We start from the raw sequence: 23983 nt of genomic DNA, 5'->3' as shown, positions 1-23983 counted from the left end.
GTGGGGGGGTGCCCACGCGACTGGGCGGCGCGGGTCGGCCGGCCGGAGGTCCGGCCGGCCGGGTGCGTCAGGCGCCGAAGGCCTTCGACTTGCCCTTGACCGGCTTGGCCCCGGCCAGCAGGTGCGCCGGTACGAGATCGCGGGCGGGCTCGCTGTAGCCCACGGACACGATCCGGTCGCCCTGATAGGTGAAGCTGGTCAGCGAGGCCAGGGTGCACTGCCGCTTGCGCGGGTCGTGCCACAGCCGACGCTTCTCGACGAAGCTGCGCACGATCCAGATCGGCAGCTGGTGGCTGACGCACACCGCCTCGTGGCCCCGGGCCGCGTCGCGCGCCGCGTCCAGCGCGCCCATCATCCGCACGACCTGCTCCACGTACGGCTCGCCCCAGGACGGGCGGAACGGGTTCGTCAGGTGCTTCCAGTTGGCGGGCTTGCGCAGGGCGCCGTCGCCGACCCCGAAGGTCTTGCCCTCGAAGACGTTGGCCGCCTCGATCAGCCGAGGGTCGGTGGCCAGGTCCAGGCCGAGCACCTTGGCGATCGGCGTCGCCGTCTCCTGGGCGCGCTCCAGGGGGGAGGCCACGACATGGGTGATGTCACGGCCCGAGAGGTGCTCGGCGACCCGGTCGGCCATCTGCCGGCCGAGCTCGGAGAGGTGGTAGCCGGAGCGCCGCCCGTAGAGCACCCCGTCCGGGTTGTGCACTTCGCCGTGGCGCATCAGGTGCACGACGGTCAGCTCGCTCCCGGCGTTGGCGTTCTCGCTCATGCGGTGGCCTCCGCTGCGGCACGGGCGGCGGCGGGCAGCGCGGCCGCGACGCGCTCGATCGCGCGCTCGTCGTGGGCGGTCGAAACGAACCAGGACTCGAAGGCCGACGGTGGCAGGTAGACGCCCTGCGACAGCATCGAGTGGAAGAACCCGTTGAAGCGGAACGCCTCCTGCTTCTTCGCGTCGTCGTAGTCGCGGACCTCGTCGGCCGTGAAGAAGACGGAGAACATGTTGCTCGCCGTCTGCAACCGGTGCGCGACGCCCTCCTTGCTGAGCGCGCCGGTGACGAGCGCCTGGATCTCCCGGGAGACCGCGTCGACCTTGTCGTACGCCGCGTCGTCGAGGAGCCGCAGCTGGGCGAGCCCCGCGGCGGTCGCGACCGGGTTCCCCGAGAGGGTGCCCGCCTGGTAGACGGGGCCCGCCGGGGCGAGGTGGCCCATCACGTCGGCCCGGCCGCCGAACGCCGCGGCCGGGAAGCCGCCGCCCATGACCTTGCCGAACGTCATGAGGTCCGGCACCACGCCGTCGACGCCGAACCAGCCCGACTTCGACGTACGGAAGCCGGTCATCACCTCGTCGGAGATGTACAGCGCGCCGTTCTTCGCGCAGGCGGCCTTCAGGCCCGCGTTGAAGCCGTCCGCCGGCGGGACGACGCCCATGTTGCCGGGCGAGGCCTCGGTGATCACACAGGCGATCTCGCCCGGGTGGGCGTGGAACGCCGCGTGCACCGCGTCCAGGTCGTTGTACGGCAGCACGATCGTGTCGCCGGCCTGGGCGCCGGTCACCCCGGGGGTGTCGGGGAGGCCGAACGTGGCGACCCCGGAACCGGCGGCGGCCAGCAGCGCGTCCACATGGCCGTGGTAGCAGCCGGCGAACTTGATCACCTTGGCGCGGCCGGTGAAGCCACGGGCCAGGCGGATCGCGGACATGGTCGCCTCGGTGCCCGAGGACACCAGGCGGACCTGCTCGACCGGCCCGACCCGGGCCACGATCTCCTCGGCGAGCGCGACCTCGCCCTCGCCGGGCGTACCGAAGGAGGTGCCGCGCGCGACGGCCTCCTGCACGGCGGCGGTGACTTCCGGGTGCGCGTGCCCGAGGATCATCGGGCCCCACGAGCACACCAGGTCGACGTACTCGCGGCCGTCGGCGTCGGTCAGGTAGGGACCCGTACCGGACACCATGAACCGGGGCGTACCGCCCACGGCCCGGAAGGCACGGACGGGGGAGTTCACGCCGCCGGGCGTCACGGCGGACGCGCGGTCAAAGAGGTTCTGCGAAACTGGGGCGTCGTATTCGTACGGATAGCTCACACACGCCATGGTGGCAGAGGGCCGGACGTTCTTGCGGACTGGTGTTTCACCGCACCCGCGCGGGGGAGGTCAATGACACGATGATCCGCAGATGATCGAGTTGCATCGGCGGATGATCGGGTTGCGCGGTGGGGGCCGCGCCATCTACAAAGCAGTCGGGCTACAAGCAGTCGGGTGAAGGATATGCATCGCGGTGGCGGACTGGGCGAAGGGACCGATGACCGGGGTCCCGAGCGCGCCCACCGTCGGGGACGGCACCGGCGACGCGACGCCCAGGACCGGATCGACCGGGTCGGGGACGTCGCAGGGGCGGGGAACGGAAGTGGCCGGGTGGGGGTGACCTACAAGTACTTCGGCGCTCCGGACGGCGCGACCGCGGCCCGGGTGCCCGTGACCATGCGTCCCGAGGAGCTCGGCGGTGACGAGCTGGGCATGGGCGGCATGTTCACCAAGATCAAGCCGGAGACGGTGGCCGCGATGGTCCTCACCGGCATCCAGGGCATACCGCTGCACAAGGTCCCGCCCCTGGAACTGGTCGTCCTCCACCCCGACTACGCGGTGGTCAAGCTCCCCATGACGGTCGTCGACCCGCTGCGCGGCGTCGGGGAGGAATCGGTCGGCGCCGCCGCCTTCATCTGGTCCACGGTCCCGGACCGCGGCGGCCCGCGTGACGCCTTCAACGTCTATCAACTCCTGCACGAGTGGCAGGACTTCTCGCACCGGCTGCACGAGGCGGGGCACCAGCCGTACTGCCTGGTCTGGCCCTGACCGCCTGACCAGAAGGCGACCGTCACGGCACCGCCCGGCCGCGCCGCTCCCGGGAGAGCGGGCCCATGGTCCCGCGGGGCTCGGACGTGCGCCGAAGACGCCGGGACACAAGGCCCGACCGGGTACGACGATCAGCTTGGACCTTCATCCATTCGGCCTCGCAAACGCCGTGTAGGTTCGGACGGATCCTTTGTGTATGCGGCGCGAAGCCGCCTATCTTGTCGCACATGCAGTCCTACACCATCGGCCAAGCAGCGCGTCTGCTCGGCGTCAGCCCCGACACCGTGCGCCGCTGGGCCGACGGCGGCCGCGTCACGACCCACCGTGACGAAGGCGGCCGCCGACTCATCGACGGGCGGGATCTGGCTGCCTTCTCCATCGAGGTCGGCCAGTCCTCCAACGGCGAGGAAGAGGTGCCCTACACCTCCGCCCGCAACGCCTTTCCCGGCATCGTCACCGCCGTCAAGCTCGGTGATGTCGCGGCCCAGGTCGAGATCCAAGCCGGTCCGCACCGGCTGGTCTCCCTCCTGACCCGGGAGGCCGTCGAGGAGCTGGGCCTTGAGGTGGGCATGCAGGCCACCGCGCGGGTGAAGTCCACCAGCGTGCACATCGACCGCACCTAGGTCGGCGTCAGGCCACTCACGAACGTCCCCGCGGCGTCGCCCCTCCCCCGCTCCTCCCAGGACATCCGGCCCGGATGTCCGACAAGGGGAAGCCCTCTCCTCCCGGCGCGGCTCGACAAACATCCGAAGGAGCACCACCCATGTCTGTCATGGCTCTCAGCACCAAGCGCCGCCGCGCCGCCGCGGCCGTCGTCTCCGCCGCCCTGCTCATCCCGCTGGCCGCCGCCTGCGGCAGCGACAAGAGCAGCGGGAGCGACAAGACCGCCTCGCCGTCCGGCAGTTCCGGCAGCGCGCCGAAGGCGGCGCAGCTGACGGTCCTCGCCGCCTCCTCGCTCACCGACGTCTTCAAGGCGGCGGGCGCCGCCTACGAGAAGGAGCACCCGGGCACCCACGTGAAGTTCTCCTTCGCGGGATCGCAGGAGCTCGCCGCCCAGGTGAAGCAGGGTGCGCCCGCCGACGCCCTGGTGACCGCCGACACCAAGACCATGGACGGCCTCAAGGCCGACGTGAACGACCCGTCGATCATCGCCAGGAACCGTCTGGTCATCGCGACCGGCAAGGGCAACCCGAAGAAGGTCGAAGGCCTCAAGAACCTGTCCGACACCAACCTGAAGGTCGTCCTCGCGGCGCCCGAGGTGCCGGTCGGCCGCTACAGCAAGCAGGTCCTGGACGCCCAGAAGATCACGGTCAAGCCGGTCTCCCAGGAGCCGAACGTGCGCGCCGTGCTCAGCAAGGTGGAGCTGGGCGAGGCCGACGCCGGCATCGTCTACAAGACCGACGCCGCCTCGGCGAAGGGCAAGGTCGACACGGTCGACATCCCGGACGCCCAGAACGCCGTCGCCAAGTACCCGGCCGCCACCCTCAAGACCTCGAAGAACGCGGACGCCGCCGCCGCGTTCGTGAAGTGGCTGTCCTCTCCCGAGGCGCAGAAGATCCTCCAGGGCGCCGGCTTCCAGCAGCCGTAACCGCGCGGCCTGCCCGGCCCACCCGCGCTCAACCACCGTGCAGGGTCTGCCCGTTCAGCCGGGCGGGCAGGCCCCGCGCCATCAGGACACCGGGACCTCCCATGACTCGCAGCCGCTCCCGCCCGCGCCCGCCCGTCGCACTGGCGCTGCCTGCGCTGCTCGCCATCGCGTTCCTGCTGATGCCACTCCTCGGCATCCTGGCCCGCACCCCCTGGAGCGATCTCGGCACGCACCTGACCGGCCCCGATGTCACGGAGGCCCTGCGGCTCTCGCTGGTCGTCTCGTTCTGGGCACTCGGCCTCTCCCTTCTCCTCGGCGTGCCCCTGGCCTGGCTGCTGGCCCGGGTCGACTTCCCGGGCAAGGCCCTGGTGCGCTCGCTCGTCCTGCTGCCCATGGTGCTGCCGCCCACGGTCGGCGGTGTCGCCCTGCTGCTCGGCTTCGGACGGCGCGGCCTGCTCGGCCCCTGGCTCGAAGGCACCTTCGGCATCACCCTCCCCTTCCACACCTCCGGCGCCGTGGTCGCCGCCACCTTCGTCGCGATGCCGTTCCTCGTCATCAGCCTGGAGGGCGCGCTCGGCGGGCTGCGGCCCCGCTACGAGGAGACCGCCGCCTCACTCGGCGCCTCGCCCGTGCGGGTCTTCCTCACGGTGACCCTGCCCATGGTCGCGCCGGGCCTCGCCGCTGGCGCCGCGCTCACCTGGGCCCGGGCGCTCGGCGAGTTCGGCGCGACGATCACCTTCGCCGGCAACCTCCCCGGCACCACCCAGACCCTGCCGCTCCAGGTCTACCTCCTGCTCCAGGACTCCCCCGAGGCCGCGACCTCCGTCTCCCTGCTGCTGCTCGCCATCGCCATGGCGGTGCTCGTGGCCCTGCGCGGCCGCTGGACCGGCTCCGCCTCGGTACGCGGCGGCTCAGCCGCCGCCCCAGCACTCGCGGACACCCCGCCGCCGGACGCCGACCCGGCACGCACAAGCCCGGCCGGCTCCGGCTTCGCAGGCCCCGCCTTGGGGACGACCGCCTCTCCCCACGGCCCGGAGGACTCCGCCCAGCCGAACGCACCCCAGTCCGCGGACATCCTCAACTCAGCCGCTGGTGGAGCGAGTTGGGCGCTGCACGCCGAGGTGACCGGTTTCAATCAGCTGACCCTGGAGGCGGACCCCGGGACCACCATCGCGGTCGTCGGCGAGAACGGCGCCGGCAAGACCACCCTCCTGCGGGCCCTGCTCGGCCTCACCCCCCGCGCGCACGCCGATCTGCGTCTCGGCGCGCTCGACGTCACCGCTCTGCCGCCGCACAGGCGCGGGGTCGCCTGGGTGCCGCAGGACGGCGCGCTGTTCCCGCATCTGACCGCGCTCGCCAACACGGCGTACGGGCTGCGCGCCCAGGGCGCCTCACGGCGAGAGGCGCGCGCCGCCGCCCAGAACTGGCTGGACCGGCTCGGTGTCGGGCACCTCGCCCACCGCAAACCCGCCCAGCTCTCCGGGGGCCAGGCCCAGCGCGTGGCCCTGGCGCGGGCGCTCGCCGCGCGCCCCCGGCTGCTGCTCCTGGACGAGCCGCTCGCGGCCCTCGACCAGACCACCCGGGCCCACGTGCGCCACACCCTGCGCACCCACCTGGCGGGCTTCGCCGGTGTCTGCCTGATGGTGACCCACGACCCGGTCGAGGCCGTCTCCCTGGCGGACCGGGTGCTCGTACTCGATGCCGGGCGTGCGCTCCAGGACGCGCCGCCCTCCGAGGTCACCCGCAATCCCCGCTCCCCCTGGGTGGCCCGGATGCTGGGCCGCAACGCCTGGGCCGGTGAGGCGAAAGGCGACGGGCTCACGCTGACCGGCGGCGGGCGGATCGTCGCGGCCGAGCAACTGCGCGAGGGCAGCCGGGCGTTGGCGATCATCGCGCCGGAGTCGGTGTCCGTGCACCGCAAGCGTCCCGACGGCAGCCCCCGCAACGTCTGGCCCGGCACGGTACGGGAGATCACCGCGAGCGGGAGCAGGCTGCGGGTGCTCATCGGGTCCGCCGAGTCGCCCGACCTGATCGCGGAGATCACCCCGGAGGCGGCCGCCGAGCTGGGGCTGGCGGAGGGCGCGGCCGTGTGGTCGAGCGTGAAGGCAACCGAGGTGACCCTCGTGTCCCTGTGAGCCGACGCCTCTAGACTGGCTGCCCAGGGGGCGACAGGAACAGCCACCACATCCAGGAGACGGGAGACGACGGTGACCACGACGAGCGGCACCGACCCGTCGGCCGAGGTGCTCGGCGAGGCAGCGGGGGTCTTCGGACTCCTTGCCTCGCCCGCGCGGCTTCACATCATGTGGACGCTGAGCCACGGCGAGTCCGATGTGTCGGGTCTGGCCGAGAGGGTCGGCGGTGCGCTGCCGGCCGTCAGTCAGCATCTGGCGAAGCTGAAGCTCGCCGGGCTCGTGCGGTCCCGGCGGGAGGGACGCCGGGTCGTCTATCTCGTCGACGACCCCGATGTGGCTCAGATGGTGCGCTGGCTGGTCGCCCGGCTGGGCGAGGGCGTGAAGCTGCCGGGACCGTCGGGACTCGTCCGTGACCTGGGCGCCTGAGCGGATCTCTTCTCTGCAGTTGTCAAGGAGCACTCCTCTGCAGCTGCTGCGTTCCCTCGGCTCGGGCCCCCGGGGGCTGGTGGAGTCCGAGGCCGAGAAACGACTCCTGCGGTATGGGGAAAACGTCCTCCCCGCGCGCCGAGTTCCCTCCCTCCCGATCATTTTCCTGCGCAGTCTGCGCGACCCGTTCACGGCCGTGCTCGCCAGCCTGGCCCTGGTCTCGGCGGCGGTGGCGGCCTGGGCCACGGCCGCGGTCATCGCGGTGCTCGTGGTGGTGAGTTGTGCGCTGCGGGCGGCCGGGGAGCACCGCGCCGACCGCTCGGCGGCGGGCCTGCGGGAGCTGGTGGCGAGCACCGCGACCGTGCTGCGCAGATCGGACGAAGAGGCGGCGGCGGTCCCCCGCGAGGTGCCCGTGGACCAGGTGGTCCCGGGCGACGTGGTGCGCCTCGCGCCCGGCGACCTCGTACCGGCGGATCTGCGTCTGCTGCGGGCCACCGGCCTGACGATGCATCAGGCCGCGCTGACCGGGGAATCCGCGCCGGTTCCCAAGTACCCGGTGGACGAGCCGTCGGGGCAGCTGTCGTCGGCAGAGGCGCAGCCTCCCGCGTGCGACGCGCAGGACTTCGACCGGCCCGAGGTCTGCTTCCAGGGCAGCAGTGTGGCCTCCGGCGGCGGCACCGGTGTGGTGATCGCGACCGGCGGCGACACCCGGTTCGCGAGGGCCGACAAACTGCCCGGGAACGACCGGCGCACGACCGCTTTCGACCGGTCGGTGTACGGAATCTCCTGGATCCTGATCCGCTTCATGCTGCTCACGCCGCCGCTGGTCCTGATGGCCAACGCCGCACTGCGCGGGCGCGGCCTGGAGACGCTGCCGTTCGCGGTGGCGGTGGCGGTCGGGCTCACGCCCGAAATGCTGCCGGTCATCGTGACGACCACCCTCGCGCGCGGCGCGTCCGCGCTGGCCCGCACGCACCAGGTGATCGTCAAGCGGCTGCCCGCGCTGCACGACCTGGGCGCCGTCGACGTCGTCTGCCTCGACAAGACGGGCACCCTGACCCAGGACCGGCCGGTCCTGGACTGCGCGCTCGACGCGTCCGGCACGCCCGACGACTCCGTACTGCACTGGGCCGCCGTCAACAGCCTGTGGACCGTGCAGCTCGCCGAACTGCCCAGCGCCGACGCACTCGACGAGGCCCTCCTCGACGCCGCCGAGGAACGTTTCCCCGAGGGCCTGGACGCCCTTGAGTACGACGCGGTCACCGTCCTGCCCTTCGATCCGATACGCCGCCTGTCCACCGCCGTGGTCAGAACGCCGCACCGGTTCGGCCGCCACACCCTGGTGGTCAAGGGCGGCGTCGAGGACGTCCTGGAGCGGTGCGCGCTCAGCGGCGACGAACGCGAGCGGGTCGCCGCGCTCGCCGACCGCCTCGCCGCGGACGGGCTCCGCGTCCTCGCGGTGGCGCTCGCGGAGCGGCCCGCCGCCACCCGCCCGTACACCACCAAGGACGAGCGCGGGCTGACCCTCCAGGGCCTGGTCGGGCTGCGGGACGCCACGGCGGAGACCGCGGCCGACGCCCTCTCGGCGCTCCTCCACCGGGGCATCGCCGTCAAGGTCCTGACCGGCGACCACCCCGGCACGGCCGCCCGCGCCTGCCGCGAACTCGGCCTGGAACCCGGCGAGGTCGTCACCGCCGCCTCCTTCGACAGCCTCGGCGACGCCGAGCTGGGCGAACTCGCCGACCGCAGCACCGTCTTCGCCCGCTGCTCCCCCGAGCAGAAGGCCCGGGTCGTGCGGGTCCTGCGGGAACGCGGGCACGTCACCGGGTTCCTCGGCGACGGCGTCAACGACCTGCCCGCGCTGCGCGCCTCCGACGTCGGCATCTGCCCGCCCGAGGCCGTGGACGTGGCCCGCGAGACGGCCGACGTCGTACTCGCCGCCAAGGACCTGACCTCCCTCGACCACGCCATCGTGGCGGGCCGCGGCTGCGGCGCGACCATCGCGGGCTATTTGCGGATCACACTCTCCTCAAACCTCGGCAACGTCATCGCCATGCTGACCGCCGGTCTGCTGCTGCCGTTCCTGCCCATGCTGCCGTCCCAGGTCCTGGTCCAGAACCTGTGCTTCGACGCCGCGCAGCTGGCCTTCGCCTACGACCGCCCGCAGGCCGGAGCGCTGCGGCGCCCGCTCAAGCTGCGGCCGCGCGAAGTCCTCGCCACCGTCACCGGCTTCGGCGTCCTCAACGCCGCCGCCGACCTCGCGACCTTCGCCGTGCTCGTCTGGGCGGTCAGCCACACCCGCGCCGAACCCGCCTTCCACGCGGGCTGGTTCACCGAGAACCTGCTGACCCAGGCCCTGGTGATGGTCCTGCTGCGCACGGGACGCGGCGGCAAGGTCCCGGTCACCGCCGGCATCCTCGCGCTGACCGGCCTGCTGCTGCCCCTGTCACCGATCGGTCCGCTCATCGGCATGGCCGCGCTGCCGCCCGCGTACTACCCGCTGCTCGCCCTCGTGCTCGCCCTGTACGCGGGAGCCCTGTACTGGCTCACCCGAAGGACCCGGAGAACAGCCGCCCCCTGAGAGACCGCGGCGCCCGGGCGACGACCTCTTAAAGAGGTGCCCAGTACCGAACAGGGCCGCACCCTCTTTAAGAGGTGGCCGCTTCCTCACGGGCAACCGCTCCATAGGATCGGGCCATGTCAGCGCAGAGTCCCGGTCCGCGACGCGACACGCGTGGCATCGTCGACGCATCCGACCTCTTCGCGCACGTGCGGTTCCGCCGCCACGAACCGGCTCCCGCGCTGCGCCCCTATCTGGAGCACTACTGGCTGATCGACTGGGACCTCCCCCAGCCGTACGCCTCGCACGTGGTGCCGCACCCCTCCGTCAACCTGGTCTTCCAGCGGTACGACGACGGCCGTCCCGACTTCCTGGAGCTCTCGGGGGTCGGGCTCGCCCTGGACACCCGGAAACTGTCGGGACGCGGGCGGGTGTGCGGAATCCAGTTCCGCCCCGGCGGCTTCCGGCCCTTCGCACCGGGATTCCCCGTCTCCGAGTGGACGGGCCGGGTGATTCCCGCGGATCCGGTCTTCCCCGCGGCCGACCCCACCGGGGTCCTCTCCCCGGACCGGGACGAGGACCGCGTGGCCGCTCTCGACGCCTTCCTGCTCGGCCTCGATCCGCGGCCCGACCCGCAGGCGGAGCTCGCGATGGAGCTGGTGGACCGCATCCGCCACGACCGCACGGTCCGCCGCGTGGACGCACTCGCCCGCGAGGCGGGCCTGTCCGCGCGGTCCCTGCAGCGTCTCTTCGCCGCCTGCGTGGGCGTCGGCCCGAAGTGGGTCGTGCTGCGCTACCGCATTCACGAGGCCCTCGAACACGCCGAGTCCGACGACGCCGTCGACTGGGCCGGGCTGGCCGCCGAACTGGGCTACGCCGACCAGGCCCATCTCGTACGGGACTTCACGGCGACGCTGGGCGCACCGCCCTCGGCCCTGCGCCCGGCGGCCTCCCCCCCCCTGATCCGAGGCCGTTGTCAGACCCGGCCCCTACCGTGGGGGACATGAGCGACACGACTCGTGAAGTTCCCCGGCGCATCCGGCTGGAGGCCTGGTCCGACGCGGACCTCGGTCTGCTGCGGAGGAAGAACGCCCCCGAGATGACCGACCACCTCGGCGGCCCGGAGCCCGAGGAGAAGGTCCTGGCCCGGCACGACAAGTACACGGCCTTGAGCGCCCGCCCCGCCTCCGAGGGGCGCATGTTCAAAGTCGTCCTCGATGGCACGGGTGAAGCCGTGGGATCGGTCGGGTACTGGCCACGCATATGGCGGGGCGAGGCGGTGTACGAGACGGGCTACGGCATCCTTCCCGAGTACCAGGGCCGCGGTCTGGCCGCCGCGGCACTCCTGGCGGTCGTGGAGGCGGCCCGTTCCGCGGGCGGCCCGCGCCGCCTGCACGCCTACCCGTCCGTCGATCACACCGCCTCCAACACCACCTGCCGCAAGGCCGGGTTCGAGTGCGCCGGCGAGGTCGAGTTCGAGTACCCGCCGGGCACCTTGATCCGGTCCAACGACTGGTGGATCGACCTGGGGGAGGCCGGTTGATGGCAACTCGGCCGGGATTTGGGCCTGTTGGCGGCCACTGTCTTTGATGGACGGAAGGCCTCGCCTCGACCTGCCGCGCCGGGGCGGGGGGGTGCCCTGCTTCAGGTCACCGCCCGCCCCACGGCTCAGTCCAGCTCCTTGTTGAAGTTGAAGGCGGTCACCGCCATGCGCTCGCGGAAGTAGAAGCGGTGGGCGTCGGTGCGGTGCGTGCCGGAGTCGAGGTTGAGGGAGGTGCAGCCCGCCGCCCTCGCGTGACCCTCAAGGTGTGCGAGGAGGGCGTGGCCCACACCGGTCGAGCGGGCGGTGGCGGCGGTGACCAGATCGTCGACGTACAGCTTGCGGACCGCGACCGTGTTGACGATGATCCGCCACCCGGCGGCGCCGACGCAGGCCCCGTCGTCCCCGTAGACGGCGGTGAAGCGCAGCCCCTGGGCGTGCCCCTCCCCGTAGATCTCGGCGAAGAGCTCTTCGGTGAGGTGCGGTCGGAGTTCTCTGAGCACCGGCAGCAGGTCGTCCGTCAGGCGCGGGTCACCCGGCTCAAGGTCAATGATCTTCATGCGGGAAGGGTAGAGGCCGCACCCCCGGCCGCACCGCCCGGCCCGCCCCCGCGCGCCATCCGCCCCTCCGGCCCGCTTTCCCAGGCTCCCTTCCGTCTCCCCTCGGCTCCCCCGCCGCCGAAGAAATGCGCTTGACGCAGGCGCTCCCTTCCAGGATATTTATCTGTGTGACGCAGATTCTGCACAGCGCAGAACAGTGGCGTGGCTTCCCGGCCTGCGCCAGGGCCTGAAAGCCACCGGCCCGGCAACGGGAAAGCGGCCGGGAAGCCCCCGCACGTCACCCCACGACCTCGCGCATCACTTCACCCGCAGGCCGCTCCACCACGGCAGCGCGGCCCTGGCACCCGGGCCCGCCGGGAGACCCCACCGCCCCGGAGGCCGCCCGCGACGTACGCTCGTTCCTTACGGGCCAGCACCGCGTCAGCACTTCAACTTCCCTGATCCGAAGGGCTTTTAGACCATGACGGTTCTGATTACCGGCAGCCGCGGCAAAGTCGCGGCCACCCTCATTCCGCTGCTCCACAAGCGCGGCGTCGCCGTGCGAGCGGCATCCGCGAGCCCGGACAAGCTGAGCCTTCCGGACGGGGTGGAGCGCGTCGTCTGCGACCTCGACGACCCGGCGACCTTCCCGGCCGCGCTGGCCGGTGTCGAGTCGGTCTTCCTGTACGCCAACCCGAAGCACATCGAGGCGTTCCTCTCCGAGGCGAAGGCCGCCGGGGTCCAGCACATCGTGCTGCTGTCCTCCAGCTCGGTCCTCGCGCCCGACGCCGACACCAACGCCATCGCGGCCATGCACCGCGCGGTCGAACGGGGCCTGGAGAGCTCCGGCATCCAGTCGACCTTCCTCCAGCCCGGCGGTTTCGCGGGCAACGCCCTGGGCTGGGCCTGGACGATCAAGTCGAGCGGCACCGTGGACCTTCCCTACCCCGAGACCCAGTCCAGCCCGATCCACGAGGCGGACATCGCGGAAGCCGCGCTCGCCGTGCTCACCCGGCCCGAACTGCGGGGCCGGGCCTACCACCTCACCGGGCCCGCCTCCCTCAGCGCCGCCGAGCAGGTCGCGATACTCGCCGGGGTGACCGGCCGGCCCCTGACCGTGAACGCCGTGAGCGGTCAGGCCTGGAAGGAGTCGACGGCCGAGTTCATGCCCCCGGCCATCGCCGACGCGCTGCTCAGCTACTTCGCCTCGAGCGACGGTCGGCCCGACTCCGTCACGACGGTCGTCGAAGAGCTGACCGGTCACCCGGCCCGCACCTTCGAGGACTGGGCCCGCGAAAACGCGGACGCCTTCCGCCCCTAGCGGGTCCGCGCACCAGGGTGCGCCCCCGGTGCCCCGGCGCAGACACCGGGGCGCGCCCTGAAATGCCTGGCCCGCACCCCTGCGGGAATGCGATCCTGGCGGCGTGAATGGACCGGAGATCCAGATCGACTTCGCCCCCGAGCTGCACCTTTTCGTCCCGACGAAGCGCCGTCAGGGGCGCAGCGCCGTAGTGACCGACGGCGTGTCCACCCTCGGCCACGTCGTCGAATCCCTGGGCGTTCCGCTCACCGAGGCCGGTCGGCTGCTCGCCGACGGCCGCGAGGTCCCGGTCTCCCACATTCCGGCGGCGGGCGAAGTCATCGAGGTGCGTGCCGTCGAGCGCCCGCAGCAGGTGCCGGGCGCCCCCCTGCGTTTCCTCCTCGACGTCCACCTCGGCACACTGGCCCGCCGGTTGAGGCTGCTCGGTGTCGACGCGGCGTACGAGAGCGAGGACATCGGCGACCCCGCACTCGCCGCGCTCTCCGCCCGGGAGCAGCGCGTCATGCTCTCCCGGGACCGGGGGCTGCTGCACCGGCGCGAGCTCTGGGCCGGGGCCTTCGTCTACAGCCACCGCACCGACGAACAACTCCGGGACGTACTCAGCAGGTTCACTCCGGTCCTGGCGCCTTGGACACGCTGCACCGCGTGCAACGCCCCGCTTCGAGAGGCCGACAAGGAATCGGTGGGCGCGCGCCTGGAACACGGCACGCGCAGCACGTACGACGTCTTCGCCGAGTGCGGTTCCTGCGAGCGCGTCTACTGGCGAGGGGCCCACCACGCGAGCCTTGAGGCGATCGTCGACGACGCCGTCCGCGAGTTCGGCACCGCCGGGTCCTGCCCGGCGGACCAGGCCGGATAAGGGAGGCGGGGCCGCGCGGCGGGGCCCGTCAGAGCCGGCCGTTCCTGAGGCGTTCGACCTGGCTCGCGCTGAGGTCGACCGTCCGGCGCATATGGGCGGCGATGAAGGCGATCTCATCGTCTCCGTACGCGTCGAACATCTCCCACCAGGCTCCGTTGAGCCTGCCCCAGACCTTGCCGAGCTCCGCCATCCGCTCGGGCACCACCTCGACGAGCACCTTTCTGCGGTCCTCGGTGTCCCGGCGGCGCGTCACATACCCGGCCTTTTCGAGGCGGTCGACGAGCCGGGTCGCGGATCCCGTGGTGAGCCCGGTGAGCCCGGCGATCCGCCCCGTGGTGACGGGCCCGGGTTCGAGACCCAGCAGGTTGAGGCACTGGAGGTCCGTCGGGTGCAGCCCCAGATGGTCGGCGAGCGCCTGGTTGAAGAGCGCGTACGAGGCCATGTAGCGACGCGAGACCGCGCCCAGGTCGCGCAGGAGCCCGTCCCGGTCGGGCTCGGTCCGCGCCTGGGAACTCTTCTTCTGTGCCATGCAGAAAGTGTACGGCGCAGGGGAATGCCACGTGCCGGCGAGGAAGGGCTTTTGAGCACTGGGGCCTACGGCTGCTCGGCCGTCAGATAGCGCTGCACGGTGGGGGCCAGCCAGCCGACCACTTCCTCACGCGACATCGCCACGGCGGGCGGGATGCGCAGCACATAGCGGGCCATCGCCATGCCGAGTATCTGCGAGGCGACCAGGACGGCGCGGCGCGGGGCGTCGTCGGGATCGGGGCAGACCCCGGTGGCTACCGGGATCAGCTGCTCGGCGAATATCGTCTGCACCCGCTCGGCGCCGGCCGCGTTGGTGACGCCGACCCGTAGCAGGGCGGTGAGCACGTCGTCGGCCTCCCAGCGGTCGAGGAAGTGCGCGACGAGCGCCGCCCCGATGTGCTTGCCGGGCAGGCCGCCCAGCTCCGGCACGCGCAGGTCGATCTCGGAGGCGGCGGCGAACAGGCCCTCCTTGTTCCCGTAGTAGCGCATCACCATCGACGGGTCGATCCCCGCGTCCCGGGCGATGGACCGGATGGTCGCGCGCTCGTAGCCGTCGGTCGCGAAGCGCTCGCGGGCGGCCTCCAGGATGGCGGTCTTGGTGGCGCCGGAGGTGCGGCGAGGGCCTCCGGAAGGGGCTTGGGTCGTCATGCCAACAAATGTAGGCCAACAAGTGTTGACACGCCAGCCATGCCGGTTCTACATTTGCCAACAAGCGTTGACCAACAACTGTTGGCACTGAGGAGGAAGCCATGCGCGACACCACCGACTCGTCCGGCTCCGCCCGCTCCACCGGCCCCATCAGCCCATCGGGCGCGGCGAGTTCGTCCGCACCCGCGCGTTCCACCGGCGCCGCCTCTGCCTCGATCCGGCCCGAGACCCCATCCGCCGGTGACGTGCTCGTGGTCGGCTCCGGCCCGACCGGACTGCTCCTCGCGGGCGACCTGGCCGCGGCGGGGCTGAGCGTCACCGTGGTCGAGCGCCGGGCCCACGGGATCAGCAACATGACGCGCGCCTTCGGCGTCCACGCGCGCACGCTGGAGATGCTCGACGCCCGCGGCCTGGCGGACGAGCTGATCAAGCGGGGCAGGACCATCGAACGCCTGCGGTTGTTCGGCCGCCTGGCCCTCGACCCGACCCGGCTGCGCTCGCGCTTCCCCTACCTGCTGATAACTCCGCAGTACGAGGTGGAGCAGCTGCTGGAACGGCGCGCGCTGTCGGCCGGTGTCGAATTCCGTTACGGGGCCGAGCTGTTGGGCCTCCAGCAGGACGACACCGGGGTGACCGCCGAGCTGCGCGACAGCGACTCCGAGCGGCCCGTCACCCTGCGGGCCCGCTATCTGGTCGGCGCCGACGGGGTGCACAGCGGGGTCCGCGAGGCTCTCGGGCTGCCCTTCCCCGGGGTGTCGGTGATCCGCTCGATCGTGCTGGCGGATGTGCGGCTCGCCGAGGAGCCGGAGAACATGCTCACCCTCAACGGCTCGGGCGACTCGTTCGCCGTCGTCGCACCGTTCGGCGACGGCTACTACCGGATCATGGGGTGGAACCGGAAGCGCCAGGTGCCGGACACCGCCCCCGTCGACCTCGACGAGGTCCGCACGATCGCCCGCGAAGCCCTCGGCTCCGACTACGGGATGCACGACGCCCGTTGGATCTCCCGCTTCCACAGCGACGAACGCCAGGCGCCGGCCTATCGGGTCGGCCGCGTCTTCCTCGCCGGGGATGCCGCGCACGTCCACTCCCCCGCGGGCGGCCAGGGCATGAACACCGGCCTCCAGGACGCGGCGAACCTCTCCTGGAAGCTGGTCGCGGCACTGCGCGGCCGCACCGCCGACGCCGAGGCGCTCCTCGACAGCTACCAGGCGGAGCGCCACCCCGTCGGGGCGATGGTGCTGCGCAGCAGCGGCTCGATCGTGCGGCTCGCCATGGCCCACAACCCCCTCCAGCGGGCGACCCGTTCCCTGCTCACCCGGTTCCTCAACGCCGTGAGGCCGGCCTCCGACAAGGCGATGGGAATGATCAGCGGCCTCGGCATCTCGTACGCGGCGGAACGCGGATCGCACCCGCTCACCGGAAAGCGCGCCCCCGATGTGGAGCTCGCGGAAGGGCGGCTCTACGAGGTGCTGCGGCGCGGCGAGTTCGTCCTCGTGACACCCCGGGACGGCAGGGTGCCGACGCCGGAGGGAGCGATATGCGCCCACTGGAGGAGCGGGCGCGGCAGCACGCTGCTTGTCCGCCCCGACGGATACGTGGCCTGGGCGAGCGACCGCCCGGACGCGCCGGGGCTGCACGCGGCTCTCACTCGCTGGACGGGTCGGGCGTAGGCGCGGGCGGTCGCCCGACAGCGTGGCCGAGGCCCCGGCCACGCGGCCCCAGATCCTGCTCTCCGAACCCGGCACCGCGGCTCCGGCCCGAAACGCACGATCCGAACCCCTGGCATCCGGACGCGGCAACGGAGCGGAGGCCCGAGGTGCCTGCTCCCAACCCCTGGTATCCGTACCCGGCAATGGAGTTGAGGCCCTGGCCACCCGACCCGAAGCCCTGGCACCCGAAGCCCTGGCATCGGTACGCGGCAGCGCGGCTCAGACCCGAGGCGCCCGACCCCGCGCTCTACCAACCTTGCCTGGCAACGGAGTTGGCGGGGCCGCCGGGCTGGCGCACCCCGAGAGACCCGGGGGCGCCGCCGTCAGAAGGTGTACGGGTCGCCGGTGGACGGAGCCAGGACGTGGTGGGTGTTGTTCGCCGGGTTGTGGTCGGCCATGCCACCGTTCCAGACGGTGTCGATGTCGAGGCCCACCTCGGTGGGGGTGCCCAGGGTCGCGAGGTCGAGGGCGAGTTGGACGCCGTTGCCCGCGGCCCGCATCGGGCCGGTGCCGCACTGCACCGTCGAGGGGCCGGTGCGCAGACAGCTCGGGGGCAGGGTGGCACCGGGATCGAAGGCAAGGGAGAACCGGAGTCGCACGGTGGCGCCGGAGACCGGCGAAGGGCCGTGGTTCGCCGTGGCGAGCCAGACACCGACGCGGCCGTTCCAGAGGGAGACATGACCGTGATACGAGACGTCCGCCTCGCCCCGGGCCCCGTCTGCCGCGGCCGGATCGGGAGCGGTCACGGCCGGCAGCACGGGACCGGCCGCGGCGCCGGGTCCGCCTCCGCGTCCGGCATCGGTTGCCCCGCTCGACGTGCCGGTGGCGATCAGTGTCGCCGCCACCAGTACGGCGACGGCGACCGTCGCCAACGTCCCGCGCACTGCGGGCGGGCGCCGAGCCGCCCGGCCACCGACAGCCCTGGTCACACCGGGGCTGCCGCTCCCATCGGATCCGCCCGACCTACGAGACGCCCCAACGGTCGCACCAGCTCCGCCGCCCGTTCCACCGGTCCCGCCGAATCCACCCCGCCTGACCATGGCGCCGAATCCGCCCGAACCGAGGCCCCTGCCGGTCCCGCCGAACGTGCCCGCCTCGCGGGCCCTGCCGACCCTTCCGAATCCACCCGACCTGACCATTCCACGGAATCCGCCCGACCCGAGGCCCCCGCCGGTCCTGCCGAACTTGGCCGCCTCGCGGGCCCTGCCGAACGCGCTCGACCAGCGAGCTCTGCTCGAACTGCTCATCACACGAACCACCATGAGCGAAAGGTACCTTTCACCCCATATTTCACAGGAACGCCACCCCGAACGTGGTCCCGAACACCGGCCAGCCCCATGCCACCCTGATCCCATGCTCGTCGCTCGTTCAGTTCTCCTGTTCATCCTGGCCGCCCTGTTCGAGATCGGCGGGGCCTGGCTCGTCTGGCAGGGCGTGCGGGAGCACCGGGGCTGGGTGTGGATCGGCGCGGGGGTCGTGGCGCTGGGCATCTACGGCTTCGTGGCGACGCTCCAGCCGGACGCGGAGTTCGGCAGGATCCTCGCGGCGTACGGCGGTGTCTTCGTGGCGGGGTCGATCGCCTGGGGCATGGTCGCGGACGGTTACCGCCCCGACCGCTGGGACGTCACCGGTGCCCTGATCTGCCTGGCCGGGATGGCCGTGATCATGTACGCCCCGCGGGGCCGTTGACGATCGCCCCGCCCCGCCCGGGCGAGCCCCGGCCCGCCTATCCTGGCCGCGTATCGGTTTCGATCACCCTTCGATCACCACCGTCCAGCCGCCGACCGCACCCCACTCCCCACCGCCGAGCCTCACCGCCCGGCCCCATCGGTCGCGGCGTTCCGTACAACCCGCCCCGCCCGACCACCCCAGCCACGACCGCAGCGCCGGTCACCACACGCGCGAGGAGCACGACATGACTGCCGCCGGGACCCCGATCGCCGTCGTCACCGGAGCGAGCAGCGGGATCGGTGCCGCCACCGCCCGCCAACTGGCCGCCGCCGGCTACCGCGTGGTGCTCACGGCCCGCCGCAAGGACCGGATCGAGGCGCTGGCCGCCGAGATCAACGAGGCGGGCCACCAGGCGACGGCGTACGCGCTGGACGTGACGGACCGCGCCGCCGTGGACGAGTTCGCGACCGCGTTCCGCACCATCGGGGTGCTCGTCAACAACGCGGGCGGCGCGCTGGGCGCGGACCCCGTCGCCACCGGCGACCCGGCCGACTGGCGGCAGATGTACGAGACGAACGTCATCGGCACGCTCAACCTCACCCAGGCCCTGCTGCCCGCGCTCGAAGCCTCGGGCGACGGCACGATCGTCATCCTGTCCTCCACGGCGGGCCACGCCACCTACGAGGGGGGCGGCGGTTACGTGGCCGCGAAGAACGGCGCCCGGGTGCTCGCCGAGACGCTCCGACTGGAGATCGTGGGGCGGCCGGTGCGGGTCATCGAGATCGCGCCCGGCATGGTGAAGACGGACGAGTTCGCCACCACGCGCTTCCGCGGCGACACCGAGAAGGCCGCCAAGGTGTACGCGGGAGTGGCCGAGCCGCTCACCGCCGACGACGTCGCCGACACCATCACCTGGGCGGTCACCCGGCCCAGCCACGTCAACATCGACCTGCTCGTGGTCCGACCCCGCGCCCAGGCCTCCAACACCAAGATCCACCGGGAGCCGTAGCCGATCACAGGGCCGGGCCCCGCAACCCCGGCCCGACGCAGCGCCCCGGGGCGAGACCGGCCCCGCACCCCGAGCCCGGTCTCGCCCCCGGATCCCACAACGGCCCACCCGGGCCCGGCATCCGGGGGGCCCACACTGGCCCCGCACCTCGGGCCCCTCGCCCCGCACCCCGGGTCACATCAGCCACACCGACCCGGCGGGACCGGTCACCCACTGCGGGCGACAGGAGGAGCCGCCCGGCTCACCCCGCCCCCAGCCACCACGGCCGTCCCGACCCGAGCCCAGCCAAAAGCGCCCCCACCGCTCCAGCCCCTACTGCACCTTCGCGCGAAGCATCGGCGTCCTCGTGTGGCGGCGCTTCTCGCCCGCGTGGAAGACCAGGATGATCATGCGGGCGCCCGGCGCGGCCATCGGCTGGGCGGCGCACATCGTCACCCAGCCGGGGCCGTGAGCCGCGTGGTTCAGGGGGCGTTCGTCACCGTCGAGGTGCAGATAGGCGCTGGCCCGGTTGTAGATCTCGGCGGCGAGCGGGTCGGCCAAGACCTCCTTCTCGATCTGGGCCAGCGTCTGGTCGGTGGGGTCGGCGGCCAGCGCGGCCCGCAGCTGGGGCAGCACGAGCGGCGCCCAGGAGTGCTCCCAGTCGGTCAGGGTCTCCCGCGCGGCGGGGTCGAGCGCCATCCAGCGCATGGTGTTCTGGGGCACCCGGCCGCCGGGGAACATCTCGCACCAGCGCTCGTTGTGGGCGAGCAGGTTCCACGACCGGTCATTGACGTACGCCATGTGTCCGATGCCGTCGACCGCTTCCTGCCACACGCCGGGGATCTCCTCCCCGGACTGCGAGTGCAGGGGGAAGGGCGGATCCTGGCCCAGGCAGTACCGCCACAGGGCTATCCACTCCTGCTCGTTCATGCCGAGCAGGCGCGCCACGTCCTGCAGCAGGTCCGCGGGCGGGTTGGGGTAGCGGCCGGACTCCAGCCGGCCGTAGGTGTCGGGGGCGCGGTGCAGGATCTGGTCGATCTGGGCCTGCGACAGGCCGGGCGCCCGCCGTCCCTGCCGGGTGGGTCTGCTCAGCCCGTGGCTCTCGGGCTTGATCAGTGCGCGGCGCTCGCGCAGCAGGGAGCGCAGAGCGGGCTTGTCCATCTGTGGTTCTCCCCCGGTAACGGGCGGCCAACGACTTCGCCGCTGGCCGCGCGGTTGGAACAGCCGCTCCCGGCTTTCGGTCCCGACTCCGCCATCGGCTCCGGGCCGGGTGCTCGGTGTGCACCGGGGCGAGCCGGTGCACGTCCCGCGGTCGGCGTACGGTCCATTGTCGGCGTCGTACGTCCCATTGTCGGAGCGGATCGATTCCCCGGGTGCCCGGGGTGGCCGAGGAGCACCGTCCAGCCGGTGCGGACCGACGGGGGCACGGCCCGCCGACAGCACGACGGCCCCGGACGGGGACGATGTCGCCCGGGGCAGGGAGCACCGCGGTCACCGCGGGCGGGACGAGGACGGCCACGGCCATCACGGCCGGAGCGCGGGCCGGGAGGTGATTGGCGAGGTGTGCCCTTTCGTGGACGGGTCGGGTACGGTCGGCCCCCTCCGGGCACAGCTCTGGCGCCCGCCCCCTTCGGGGTGGCCGCCGAGGCACCCGCCAGGAGAGACCCCACAGGTACGCTGACCGATGGGGTATGCATGGATCAAGCGGTAGCGGGGTGCGCACGTACGCAGGGCGCACACACGCAGCGGCGCAACGGGGGCAGACATGGGCGAACCGGACAGCCGGGCGGCCGGGGCCGGAGCGTTGTCACCCGCCGCCGTCGAGGTCTACGCCCGAGTCACCCGCCATGAGCACGTCGATCCGGAGCGGGACGCCCCCGCGCTCGCGGAGCTCGCCGAGTGGGGCCTGGTCACCACCGATCCGCATCTGCCGCACCTGCCCATCGCGCTCGACCCCTTGGAGGCCGGTCGCCGCCGGCTGGACGACGAGCTGCGGCAGATGGCCGCCAAGGCCGCGCTCGCGGCCCGCATCCCGCTGGTCACCGACGAGCTGAGCCTGCACTTCGAGCGCGCCAAGTGGCGCTCGGGCCGGGGCTCGGAGTTCCTCGGCGAGCCCGAGCTCGTCCACGCCCGGATCGAGCAGGCCGTCGGCCAGGCCCGCGCAGAACTGCTCACCGCACAGCCCAGCGGCCCGCGCACCCCCGCCCAGCGGGAGGCCGTCGAGGAGCGGGACTGCGCGGCGCTCGCCCGCGGGGTCCACATCCGCAGCCTCTACCTCGACACCGGCCGCGAGGACGCGGAGACCCGCGCCTACGTGACCGCGATGACGGGCCGGGGGGCCCAGTTCCGTACGCAGGTCACCCAGTTCCAGCGCTGTGTCGTGATCGACCGGCGGCAGGCGTTCATCTCGGACCACATCGTCAACTCCGCGCCCGGCCACGCCTCCTGGCACGTGAGGGACCGGGCCGTGGTGGCGTTCATCGCCGAGGTCTTCGAGGAGTGCTGGCGTCGCGCCGACCCCTGGAACGGCGATCCGCACAGCGGCGCGCCCCGCTCGGAAGGGCGGCCGGGGACGCGCACGACGCTGCTCCAGCGCGAGATCCTGCGCGACATGGCGCGCGGCATCGAGCAACGGCTCACCGCTCAGCGCCTCGGCATCGGGCTGCGCAGCCTTTCCAAGGAGGTACATACCTTGCGCCAGTTGTTCGGAGCGTCCACGCTTCAGGAACTCACCTATCAGTGGGCCCTGTCCGACGAGCGCCTCATCGACGACCGCCCGCCGCACCACGGCCAGGCCACGGCCTGACGCGTCACCGCACCACCACGGCACCAGCGGCCCTCAGCCACTGGGTGCCACAGATATCCCGCCCACCGGGCCGGATCTTTTCCCACCCCGCTTTTCAGCGGATAAATCTTCAGCGGAAAACCAACGCCGCTTCCTGCATGCTGAATGAGGACGATCAATGGCACGCCCCGGGAGGGTCGAGGCCGGATCGCCTGACGTCCGCTGTCACGAGGACGTTGTCCGCGTACGCCAGAACCGGCAGTGCAGGGCATGGGCAGACGATGCCCTGCCGGGCGTCCCGCGGACACCGGGCGGCTTCTGCCACTGCCGCCCGGACAAAACCGGACCCCTCCCCGGTACGTCCTCGTGATACGGGCAGTGCCCGGCAGGCCTTCGGCTCGCCGAAGGCACAGCCGCGCGCCCCTTCCGGCGCTTTCCCGGCATGCGGGCCGGGAAGAGGCGGCGGCCGGGGGCTCACGCCCCCGGCCCGGCCGCGCTCCCCCGGCTCTCAGCGGGCCAGGGCCCCACTCACCCGGCGGACCGGAGCCAACTCCCCACCCGAGCAGGGCAGAACCGCTGTCCCAGCAGGTCGGAGCCGGTCGCTCAGCCCTTGACGCACACCACCTGCTTCAGCTTCGCCACGACCTCCACCAGGTCGCGCTGCTGGTCCATCACCTTCTCGATCGGCTTGTAGGCGCCCGGGATCTCGTCCACGACACCGGCGTCCTTGCGGCACTCCACGCCCCGCGTCTGCTCGGCCAGGTCCCGCGTCGAGAACGCCCGCTTGGCCGCGCTCCGGCTCATCTTGCGGCCCGCGCCGTGCGAGGCGGAGTTGAAGGACGCCGCGTTGCCGAGCCCCTTCACGATGTAGGAGCCCGTCCCCATCGAGCCCGGGATGATCCCGAAGTCGCCGGAGCCCGCGCGGATCGCCCCCTTGCGGGTGACGAGCAGGTCCACGCCCTCGTACCGCTCCTCCGCCACATAGTTGTGGTGACAGGAAATGACCGGTTCGAAGGTCACCTTGGCCTTCTTGAACTCCTTGCGGACCACGTCCTGGAAGAGCGCCATCATGATCGCGCGGTTGTACTTCGCGTACTCCTGCGCCCAGAACAGGTCGTTGCGGTACGCCGCCATCTGGGGGGTGTCCGCGACGAAGACGGCGAGGTCGCGGTCCACCAGGCCCTGGTTGTGGGGCAGCTTCTGGGCCTCGCCGATGTGGAAGTCGGCGAGCTCCTTGCCGATGTTGCGGGACCCGGAGTGCAGCATCAGCCAGACCGCACCCGACTCGTCGAGACAGAACTCGATGAAGTGGTTGCCGGACCCGAGCGTCCCCATCTGCTTCGCGGCCCGCTCCTCGCGGAACCTGACCGCCTCCGCGATGCCGCCGAACCGCTCCCAGAACCCGTCCCACCCCGAGGTCGGGAACCCGTGCAGCCGGCCCGGGTCCACCGGGTCGCCGTGCATCCCGCGGCCCACCGGAATGGCCTGCTCGATCTTCGAGCGGAGCCGGGAGAGGTCGCCAGGGAGGTCGTTGGCGGTCAGGGAGGTCTTCACCGCGGACATGCCGCAGCCGATGTCGACACCCACCGCGGCCGGGCACACCGCGCCCGCCATCGCGATGACCGAGCCCACCGTGGCGCCCTTGCCGTAGTGGACGTCCGGCATCACGGCGAGGCCCTTGATCCACGGCAGCGTGGCCACGTTGCGCAGCTGCTGGAGCGCGCCCGCGTCGATGGACGCCGGGTCGGTCCACATCCTGATGGGCACCCGTGCGCCCGGCATCTCCGTGTACGACATAATTCCTTGATCCCCCGAGAGCAGAAAACGGCAAACAACGCCCAG

General features: G+C 72.3%; 22 protein-coding genes. 14 read left to right on the top strand and 8 right to left on the bottom strand.

The annotated features are described in order from the left end of the window. Positions 1 to 67 precede the first annotated feature (67 nt). Both AC07F3_RS35400 and hemL read right to left on the bottom strand, forming a co-directional pair. Entirely contained in the window at positions 68 to 763 is a 696-nt protein-coding gene (locus tag AC07F3_RS35400) for a histidine phosphatase family protein (protein ID WP_479118789.1), read from the bottom strand. After that, the gene (gene hemL / locus AC07F3_RS35395; RefSeq protein ID WP_479118788.1) at positions 760 to 2082 is read right to left on the bottom strand and encodes a glutamate-1-semialdehyde 2,1-aminomutase; all 1323 of its coding nucleotides are present in this window, start codon (positions 2080 to 2082) and stop codon (positions 760 to 762) included. Before hemL ends, AC07F3_RS35400 begins: the two co-directional genes overlap by 4 nt. 174 nt (positions 2083 to 2256) lie before the next feature. Here hemL and AC07F3_RS35390 point away from each other — a divergent pair, with 174 nt between their 5' ends. The 8 genes from AC07F3_RS35390 to AC07F3_RS35355 all read left to right on the top strand — a co-directional run bounded on the left by AC07F3_RS35390 (position 2257) and on the right by AC07F3_RS35355 (position 11093). Next, positions 2257 to 2841, top strand: a complete 585-nt coding sequence (locus AC07F3_RS35390; RefSeq protein WP_479118881.1) for a hypothetical protein — start codon at positions 2257 to 2259, stop codon at positions 2839 to 2841. Positions 2842 to 3068: 227 nt separating this feature from the next. After that, the gene (locus tag AC07F3_RS35385) at positions 3069 to 3464 is read left to right on the top strand and encodes a TOBE domain-containing protein (RefSeq protein WP_114040375.1); all 396 of its coding nucleotides are present in this window, start codon (positions 3069 to 3071) and stop codon (positions 3462 to 3464) included. Between the two features lie 149 nt (positions 3465 to 3613). Beyond that, a complete protein-coding gene (modA, locus tag AC07F3_RS35380; RefSeq protein ID WP_479118879.1) occupies positions 3614 to 4429 on the top strand; it encodes a molybdate ABC transporter substrate-binding protein in 816 nt (271 codons plus the stop codon). 101 nt (positions 4430 to 4530) lie between these two features. Then, a complete protein-coding gene (locus tag AC07F3_RS35375) occupies positions 4531 to 6564 on the top strand; it encodes an ABC transporter permease (protein ID WP_479118787.1) in 2034 nt (677 codons plus the stop codon). Positions 6565 to 6636: 72 nt separating this feature from the next. Continuing rightward, positions 6637 to 6990, top strand: coding sequence for an ArsR/SmtB family transcription factor (locus AC07F3_RS35370; protein ID WP_114040305.1), 354 nt, complete (start codon positions 6637 to 6639; stop codon positions 6988 to 6990). After that, positions 6974 to 9571, top strand: coding sequence for a magnesium-translocating P-type ATPase (gene mgtA / locus AC07F3_RS35365; RefSeq protein ID WP_479118785.1), 2598 nt, complete (start codon positions 6974 to 6976; stop codon positions 9569 to 9571). The genes AC07F3_RS35370 and mgtA overlap by 17 nt, the downstream gene beginning before the upstream one ends. Before the next feature lie 116 nt (positions 9572 to 9687). Beyond that, a complete protein-coding gene (locus AC07F3_RS35360; protein ID WP_479118784.1) occupies positions 9688 to 10557 on the top strand; it encodes a DUF6597 domain-containing transcriptional factor in 870 nt (289 codons plus the stop codon). Beyond that, a complete protein-coding gene (locus AC07F3_RS35355) occupies positions 10554 to 11093 on the top strand; it encodes a GNAT family N-acetyltransferase (protein ID WP_479118783.1) in 540 nt (179 codons plus the stop codon). Before AC07F3_RS35360 ends, AC07F3_RS35355 begins: the two co-directional genes overlap by 4 nt. A 125-nt stretch (positions 11094 to 11218) precedes the next feature. Here AC07F3_RS35355 and AC07F3_RS35350 read toward each other — a convergent pair whose 3' ends face one another. Continuing rightward, positions 11219 to 11650 (bottom strand): GNAT family N-acetyltransferase, encoded by a 432-nt coding sequence (locus AC07F3_RS35350; RefSeq protein WP_479118782.1) that lies wholly within the window; start codon positions 11648 to 11650, stop codon positions 11219 to 11221. A 460-nt stretch (positions 11651 to 12110) separates the two neighbouring features. On the opposite strand from AC07F3_RS35350, the gene AC07F3_RS35345 reads away from it, so the two are divergent. Together AC07F3_RS35345 and AC07F3_RS35340 are read left to right on the top strand one after the other, a co-directional pair. After that, positions 12111 to 12950 carry an NAD(P)H-binding protein gene (locus tag AC07F3_RS35345; protein WP_479118781.1) on the top strand — a complete coding sequence of 280 codons (840 nt, stop codon included), beginning with the start codon at positions 12111 to 12113 and terminating at the stop codon, positions 12948 to 12950. Between the two features lie 103 nt (positions 12951 to 13053). Then, complete coding sequence (locus tag AC07F3_RS35340; protein ID WP_479118779.1) at positions 13054 to 13809, top strand: Mut7-C RNAse domain-containing protein; 756 nt, start codon at positions 13054 to 13056, stop codon at positions 13807 to 13809. Positions 13810 to 13837: 28 nt separating this feature from the next. On the opposite strand, the gene AC07F3_RS35335 is transcribed toward AC07F3_RS35340, so the two are convergent. Then, positions 13838 to 14338, bottom strand: coding sequence for a MarR family winged helix-turn-helix transcriptional regulator (locus AC07F3_RS35335; RefSeq protein WP_479118777.1), 501 nt, complete (start codon positions 14336 to 14338; stop codon positions 13838 to 13840). Between the two features lie 65 nt (positions 14339 to 14403). Further along, positions 14404 to 14985, bottom strand: coding sequence for a TetR/AcrR family transcriptional regulator (locus AC07F3_RS35330; RefSeq protein ID WP_479118776.1), 582 nt, complete (start codon positions 14983 to 14985; stop codon positions 14404 to 14406). 101 nt (positions 14986 to 15086) lie between these two features. On the opposite strand from AC07F3_RS35330, the gene AC07F3_RS35325 reads away from it, so the two are divergent. Further along, on the top strand, positions 15087 to 16658 hold the full coding sequence (locus AC07F3_RS35325) for an FAD-dependent monooxygenase (RefSeq protein WP_479118774.1): 1572 nt from the start codon (positions 15087 to 15089) through the stop codon (positions 16656 to 16658). A gap of 362 nt (positions 16659 to 17020) precedes the next feature. Here the strand turns inward: AC07F3_RS35325 and AC07F3_RS35320 are convergent, their stop codons facing one another. Continuing rightward, entirely contained in the window at positions 17021 to 17626 is a 606-nt protein-coding gene (locus AC07F3_RS35320; RefSeq protein ID WP_479118772.1) for a hypothetical protein, read from the bottom strand. 424 nt (positions 17627 to 18050) lie between these two features. Between AC07F3_RS35320 and AC07F3_RS35315 the strand changes: the two genes are divergently transcribed. Both AC07F3_RS35315 and AC07F3_RS35310 read left to right on the top strand, forming a co-directional pair. Then, complete coding sequence (locus AC07F3_RS35315; RefSeq protein WP_479118770.1) at positions 18051 to 18386, top strand: YnfA family protein; 336 nt, start codon at positions 18051 to 18053, stop codon at positions 18384 to 18386. 226 nt (positions 18387 to 18612) lie between these two features. Next, complete coding sequence (locus tag AC07F3_RS35310) at positions 18613 to 19377, top strand: SDR family NAD(P)-dependent oxidoreductase (protein WP_114040293.1); 765 nt, start codon at positions 18613 to 18615, stop codon at positions 19375 to 19377. A gap of 312 nt (positions 19378 to 19689) precedes the next feature. Here AC07F3_RS35310 and AC07F3_RS35305 read toward each other — a convergent pair whose 3' ends face one another. Further along, complete coding sequence (locus AC07F3_RS35305) at positions 19690 to 20517, bottom strand: MmyB family transcriptional regulator (RefSeq protein ID WP_479118768.1); 828 nt, start codon at positions 20515 to 20517, stop codon at positions 19690 to 19692. Positions 20518 to 21121: 604 nt separating this feature from the next. Between AC07F3_RS35305 and AC07F3_RS35300 the strand changes: the two genes are divergently transcribed. Continuing rightward, positions 21122 to 22162 carry a phospholipase D-like domain-containing protein gene (locus tag AC07F3_RS35300; protein ID WP_479118766.1) on the top strand — a complete coding sequence of 347 codons (1041 nt, stop codon included), beginning with the start codon at positions 21122 to 21124 and terminating at the stop codon, positions 22160 to 22162. Between the two features lie 582 nt (positions 22163 to 22744). On the opposite strand, the gene AC07F3_RS35295 is transcribed toward AC07F3_RS35300, so the two are convergent. Next, on the bottom strand, positions 22745 to 23938 hold the full coding sequence (locus AC07F3_RS35295; RefSeq protein WP_479118764.1) for an RtcB family protein: 1194 nt from the start codon (positions 23936 to 23938) through the stop codon (positions 22745 to 22747). Positions 23939 to 23983 lie beyond the last annotated feature (45 nt).

The organism is Streptomyces sp. NPDC045846, assembly GCF_056431605.1.
This window is presented reverse-complemented; position numbering and strand designations above follow the sequence as displayed.